The organism is Bradyrhizobium iriomotense, assembly GCF_030160715.1.
In the GTDB taxonomy this organism is placed as follows: domain Bacteria; phylum Pseudomonadota; class Alphaproteobacteria; order Rhizobiales; family Xanthobacteraceae; genus Bradyrhizobium; species Bradyrhizobium iriomotense.
In genome coordinates this window covers 1-6,304 of sequence record NZ_BSOW01000085.1, presented here as the reverse complement: position 1 = coordinate 6,304, position 6,304 = coordinate 1, and the positions used below count along the sequence as shown (strand labels likewise).

The 6,304-nt window shown below is 65.6% G+C and carries 5 protein-coding genes; 3 read left to right on the top strand and 2 right to left on the bottom strand.

Features of this window, described 5'->3' with window-relative positions:
* Positions 1-334: 334 nt before the first annotated feature.
* Positions 335-1,738 (bottom strand): MFS transporter, encoded by a 1,404-nt coding sequence (locus QQL28_RS45330; RefSeq protein ID WP_284276350.1) that lies wholly within the window; start codon positions 1,736-1,738, stop codon positions 335-337.
* Between the two features lie 147 nt (positions 1,739-1,885).
* On the opposite strand from QQL28_RS45330, the gene ggt reads away from it, so the two are divergent.
* Both ggt and QQL28_RS45320 read left to right on the top strand, forming a co-directional pair.
* Positions 1,886-3,637 carry a gamma-glutamyltransferase gene (ggt, locus tag QQL28_RS45325; RefSeq protein ID WP_284276349.1) on the top strand — a complete coding sequence of 584 codons (1,752 nt, stop codon included), beginning with the start codon at positions 1,886-1,888 and terminating at the stop codon, positions 3,635-3,637.
* Positions 3,638-3,732: 95 nt separating this feature from the next.
* Positions 3,733-5,127: a serine hydrolase domain-containing protein gene (locus QQL28_RS45320; protein ID WP_284276348.1), complete on the top strand. Its 1,395-nt coding sequence runs from the start codon at positions 3,733-3,735 to the stop codon at positions 5,125-5,127.
* Positions 5,128-5,228: 101 nt separating this feature from the next.
* Here QQL28_RS45320 and QQL28_RS45315 read toward each other — a convergent pair whose 3' ends face one another.
* Positions 5,229-5,894 (bottom strand): glutathione S-transferase family protein, encoded by a 666-nt coding sequence (locus QQL28_RS45315; protein WP_284276347.1) that lies wholly within the window; start codon positions 5,892-5,894, stop codon positions 5,229-5,231.
* Between the two features lie 144 nt (positions 5,895-6,038).
* On the opposite strand from QQL28_RS45315, the gene QQL28_RS45310 reads away from it, so the two are divergent.
* Positions 6,039-6,304 (top strand): DUF2239 family protein (locus QQL28_RS45310; protein ID WP_284276352.1); only part of this gene is annotated, 266 nt, incomplete at its 3' end.

Here is a 6,304-nt window from a genome sequence, read left to right as displayed (position 1 = left end):
CATCCATGCTGGCCTCCTTCCAGCCAGCATGGTGAATCAGAAACGGGCTGATTTGGGAATCCCAAATCGATTCAACTTAACCCCATCCCGCTTTAGTTCGTCTAACTCTCCCGCGCTGTCCGTCTCCGCTGTCGTCCCGGACAAGCGAGCGGAGCGAGCACCGATCCGGGACCCATATCCACGGGGAGTGGTTTGACGAAGACTCGTGGTCATCGCCTTCGCGCTAAAACTTCTCCCTGGGGTTATAGCTCCCGGCCTTCGCCGGGACGACAGCGGAGTGTTTGGCACTAGCGGTCCCGGATTACGCTTCGCTCTATCCGGGCTACGCGCTGGGCTACTCCCTCACCCGCACCAACAGCGCGAGCCCGGCGGCGAAGAACACCACCAGCACGCCCATGCCGGCCTTCTGGCTCGCGGTCCCGGCCGTGATTGCGCCGATCAGGAGCGGTCCGATGAAGGACGTCACCTTTCCGGTCAGCGCGAACAGGCCGAAATACTGCGCGATGCGATCCTTCGGAGCGAGGCGGATGAGCAGCGTGCGCGAGGCCGCCTGGAGCGGGCCGCCGGCGGCCCCGATCAGGCAGCCCAGCACGAGATAGGCGCGCTCGGCCGCGCCCGCGAACAGAGCGCCGCCCGGCTCGGGCGGGGCGACCTTGATGAACAGGATCGAATCCTTGTCGACCAGCAGGATCGCCACGAGCGACAGCAAGAGGACCAGCATGCTGCCGGCGATCACGCGCTTCGGTCCCAGGCGGTCGTCGAGCTTGCCGCCGAGCCACGCGCCGAAGGTGCCGGCGATCGCCAGGATGATGCCGAAGGTGCCGATCTGGATCGTGTGCCAGCCAAACGTGCCGGCAGCATAAATGCCGCCGAAGGCGAACAACGACACCAGGCCGTCGGTGTAGATCATGTTGGCGAGCAGGAACGTCGCCAGCGATTTCTGCCGCGGCAGTTCGCCGAGCGATTGCTTCAGTTGTGCAAGGCCTGCGCGCAGCGCCTCGCGCACTGGACGCTTGGCCGGATAGTCCGGCGTGAACAGGAACATCGGCGTCACGAAGACGATGAACCAGAGGCCGGTCAGCGGCCCCGTGATGCGATCGCCCTGATGCGTGGCCGGATCGAGCCCGAACAGCGGCTTGAAGCCGAGCAGCGTGCGTCCAGTCTCCGGATTCGCAGCGAGGAAGCCGAGCACGATGATCAGGCTGATGATGCCGCCGACATAGCCGGTCGCCCAGCCATTGCCGGAGAGCCGTCCGATGCGCTCCGGCGGCACGAGTGTCGGCATCATCGCATTGTTGAAGACGGTCGCGAACTCCGCGCCGATGCTGGCAAGCGCCACCGCGGCGAGCAGTGGCGGGATGATGGCGGGATCGCCGGGCTTGCCGATCCACAGCGCAGAGGAGCCGAGCACCAGCAGAGCGCCGAAGGCCGCAATCCAGGGCTTGCGCCGGCCGGCTGCATCCGCGATTGCGCCGAGCACGGGTGACAGGAAGGCAATGGCCATGCCAGCCGCCGCCATCGCAAATCCCCACAGCGACTGTCCGGTCGCAGGATCAGGAGCGACGCTGGTGGCAAAATAGGGCCCAAAGACGAACGTCGTGATCAGGGTGAAATAGGGCTGCGCAGCCCAGTCGAAGAATATCCAGCTGACGACGGCGGTGCGCGGCGGATAGGTCCGCTCCGTATCGGTCATAACGGTATCAGAGGCGATATCGGTATCAGAGGCAATCGTCGTCATCTGCATTCCTTATCACGAACAGTTTTGCCTCACTTAGCGCAAACGGTATAGCATTGCCGTGACGGCTGTGGAGTGGTGCCAAGACGCGGCAAAAGCAAGACACGGCAAAAGCAAGACACGGCAGAAACAAGACGCGGCGGAATTTTGATGATGTCGTTTGTCCTGACACGACGAAATGTCGTAGCTGCCATCACGCTTCTAGGTATCGGACTGCTGCCGGTGCGCGCTCAGGATGCGCGCCGCATCTACGAGCCGCCCGCGCTCGACACCGTTCACGCCATCGCCGCCGAGCACGGCATGGTGGTGGCGCAGGAAAGGATCTCCGCGCAGATCGGCGCAGACATCCTGCGGCGTGGCGGCAATGCGGTGGACGCCGCGGTCGCGACCGGTTTCGCCATGGCCGTGACCTATCCGCGCGCGGGCAATATCGGCGGCGGCGGCTTCATGGTGATCCACTCCGCCGACCGCAAGGAAGACATCGCGATCGACTATCGCGAGACCGCACCAAGCGCGACCACTTCGGACATCTTCCTCGGCGCCGACGGCAAGCCCGATATCACGAAGTCGCGCGACTCCGCGCTCGGCATCGGCGTGCCCGGCACGGTCGCAGGACTGGCGCTGGCGCTGGAGAAATACGGCTCCGGCCAGTTCACGCTGGCGCAATTGCTGGGGCCCGCGATCGCGCTCGCCCGCGACGGTTTCGTCATCAGCGACGACATCGCCGACACCATGCCGGGCGCCCACAAGCGATTTGCGCGCTGGCCGGCGTCAGCGAAGATCTTCTCGCGGACGGACGGCACGCCGCTGCAAGAGAATGACCGGCTGGTGCAAGGCGATTTGGCTGAGACGCTGTCGACCATCGCCGCCCAGGGCCCGCGCGGATTCTACGAGGGGCCGGTCGCCGAAAAGCTCGCCAAAGCCGTCACCGATGCCGGCGGCATCATGACTCCGGAGGATCTGCGGTCATACAAGCCTGTGATCCGCGAGCCGGTGCGGGGAAGCTACCGCGGCTTCGATATCGTCTCGATGCCGCAGCCGTCGTCGGGCGGCGTGGTGCTGGTCGAGACGCTGAACATCCTGGAGGGCTTTCAGCTCTCGGACCTGAAGCAGGGCTCGCCGGCCTCGCTGCATCTGCTGATCGAAGCGATGAAGCGCGCCTATGCTGATCGCGCCCGCTATCTCGGCGATCCCGCCTTCGTCAAGGCGCCGATCGACACCCTGGTCGCCAAGGACTATGCGGCAAAGCTCCGTGCGGGCATCAAGGCCGACAGTGCCACGTCGGCGAGCGAGATCGTGGCGAGCGCGACGCCGCCACGCGAAGGCAGCAATACCACGCATTTCTCCGTTGTCGACAGTCGCGGCAATGCGGTGAGCAACACGTATACGCTGAACTTCAGCTATGGTGTTGGCCTCGTCGCCGACGGCACGGGCGTGCTGCTCAACAACGAGCTCGACGATTTCACCGCGGCGCCGGGCGCCGCCAACGCCTACGGCCTCGTTGGTTACGAGGCCAATCTGCCGGGTCCGGGCAAGCGGCCGTTGTCCTCGATGTCGCCGACCATCGTCCTGAAAGACGGCAAGCCGGTGCTGGTGACGGGCTCGCCGGGCGGCAGCCGCATCATCTCGACGGTGCTCCAGGTGATCGTCAACGTGCTCGACTATCATATGGATGTCGCCGCTGCCGTCGCGGCGCCGCGGCTGCATCACCAATGGCTGCCGGACGAAGTGCGCGTCGAGCGCGGCTTTTCCGACGACGTGCTGCTCGCGCTGAAGGCGATGGGTCACCTCGTCGTCGAGCCGATGGGCCAGACCTCGGCCAACTCGATCGCGGTGACGCCGAGCGGGTCGTTCGGCGCGCCCGACCCGCGTACACGGGGCGCTGCGGCGGAGGGGCAATAGGAGCACCAATCCCGCCGCCGGGCTTTTGGGATCGATTTCGTCGTGGTATCGACGCGCCGCCCTGTTCGCGAGCCTCTTGCCCAAGTAGCGCTCTCATGATGATTATTTTGCGCATCTGCGCCGCGATGGCCGCGCTGGCATTGCTCGTGGCCATCGCCGCCGGATTTGTCTTTCGACCCGACCAGGCCCTGCGCGTGGCGACCGGCTTTGTCGCGCACAACGTTTGCAGCAAGACGTTCGTGTCGCAGCTTGATCCGCAAACCGTGTTTGCCGAGACGACGGAACGGGAGGGCATCCGTCGTTTGCGTCATTTGATGTGGTTCGATCTCGACCGCGCAGCGAAGACGGTCGACGTCGCCGTGCTCGGGCGCTTCCGCAGCCATGCCATCTTTCGCGAAGGCTTTGGCTGCGTGCTCCAGCACGGATCGGCGACGCCGTATCTGCCGAAGATCGACTTGGAGGCGGCGAGGACGCCGAAGGCGCCGCCTCTGCTGCCCGAGATCGCGGGAGCCGATGTGGTCGAGCCTACCGATCCCGCGCTGAAGGCCGCACTCGATCATGCCTTCGAGGAGCCGGCCTCACCGCCGTTCCGGCGCACCAAGGCCGTAGTCGTGGTGCGCGACGGCCGCGTCATCGCCGAGGGCTACGCGGCGGGCGTCGGCGTCGACACCGAGCTGCTCGGCTTCTCCATGACGAAATCCGTTATCAATGCGCTGATCGGCATCATGACCCAGCAGGATCTGCTCAGCCCGTCGGTTCCGGCGCCGGTGCCGGAATGGCGCGGCGCCTCCGATCCGCGCGGCAGGATCGAGGTCGAGCACCTCATGCGCATGACGACGGGACTCGATCTGGACGAGACCAACAGCGGCTTCGATCCGTCGAGCCAGATGATGTATCTGCCCGACGACATGGCCGGGTTTGCCGTGAAGGCCGAGCTCATCGCACCGGTTGGCAAGCGCTGGCACTATTCGAGCGGCACCACGCAGATCCTGGCGCGCCTCGTCCGCGACGGCACCGGCGGCCCGGAGCGGAGCCTCGCCTTTGCCTGGCGCGAATTGTTCAATCCGCTCGGCATGCGTCACGTGACGTTGGAGCTCGACGGCACCGGCACCATCCAGGGCACGACCTACATGCTGGCGAGCGCGCGCGACTGGGCGCGCTTCGGCCTGCTCTATCTCAACGACGGCATGGTCGGTGGAAAGCGCATCCTGCACGAGGACTGGGTGGATTTTTGCGCGGCCGCCACGCTCGACACCGATTACGGCGCGGGCTTCTGGACCAATCGCAGCGAGCATGAGCATGCGAAGGGCCGTGCGCGCGCGGGGATTCCGCGCGACGCCTTCTTCGCCTCCGGCGATCTCGGCCAGCGCATCTTCATCATTCCGTCGCAGCGCATGGTCGTCGTGCGCTTGGGCGATTCCGTCGATCCCACCGGCGATATCCGCGGCGCAGCACGGCTGATCAAGGAGGTGATCGCGGCCGTGAACTAAGAGTCATTCCGGGGCACGCGACGCGTGAACCCGGAATCTCGCGCCACCATCCCGGGATTCCGGGTTCGCCCTTTGGGCACCCCGGAATGACGGCGAAAAAGCTACCGTCCCACCTGGTACGGCCCGCCCTTCTCCAGCGCGCGTTGATAGGCTGGACGCGCGTGGATGCGCTCGAGGAACGCCATCGCCTTGGGATGGCCCTGCTCCAGACCGCCGCGCGCTTGCGCCGCTTCCAGCGGAAAGCTCATCTGGATATCGGCCGCGGTGAACTCGGGCCCGGCGAACCACTCGCTCTTGCCGAGCTCGCCTTCCCAGTAATCCATGTGCTGCTTGATCTGCGGGTTGACCAGCGCGGTCAGCGCCTGGTTCGACACTTTGCGCACCAGTGGACGCAGCAGCGCGGGGGCGCGCTTCGGCATCAACGTGAACAGCAGCTTGAGCAGCAGCGGCTGCATCGCCGAGCCTTCGGCATAGTGCAGCCAATAGGTGTAGCGCAGCCGCTCCGGCGTGCCTTGCGGCGGGATCAGCCGCCCCTGGCCGTAGGTGCCGACGAGGTATTCGACGATCGCACCCGATTCGGCGATGGTGTTGCCGTTGTCGGTGATCACCGGCGACTTGCCGAGCGGATGGATCGCGCGCAGCTCCTTTGGCGCGCGCATGTCCGGCTGACGCTGATAGCGCACGATCTCGTAGGGCACGCCCAACTCCTCGAGCAGCCACAACACGCGCTGCGAGCGTGAATTGTTGAGGTGATGAACGGTGAGCATTTTTGAGGTCCCCCGGTGGTCTCGGGCGCGTTGGTGCCAGCCCGGCGGGCGAATGTCGAGCCGGACACTCGTTATTTTTACCCGGGCATATTGACGTTGTTATTTTACCCGGATATTAAATGGGCCATCAGCTCTGATTTCATAGTGATTTCAATGCAGGAAACCTTCACAGCCTTCGTCGGCCAGCGGCGCCTTGCCTCGGGGCCGATCGCGGATGTCGCCCTGGCGGTCAAGCGCGCGGATGCGTGGGCGGGCTCGCCGATCGTGATCTTCAGCGACTTGACCGGGCGGGCCGTCGACTTCGACCTGCGCGGCGACGACCGGGAGGTGCTGGCCCGGCTGGCGACGATCGCGCCGGCGCAATCCGACGGAGCAGCTGAGCCGCCGAGCGCGCCGCGCGGCCGCGGCGC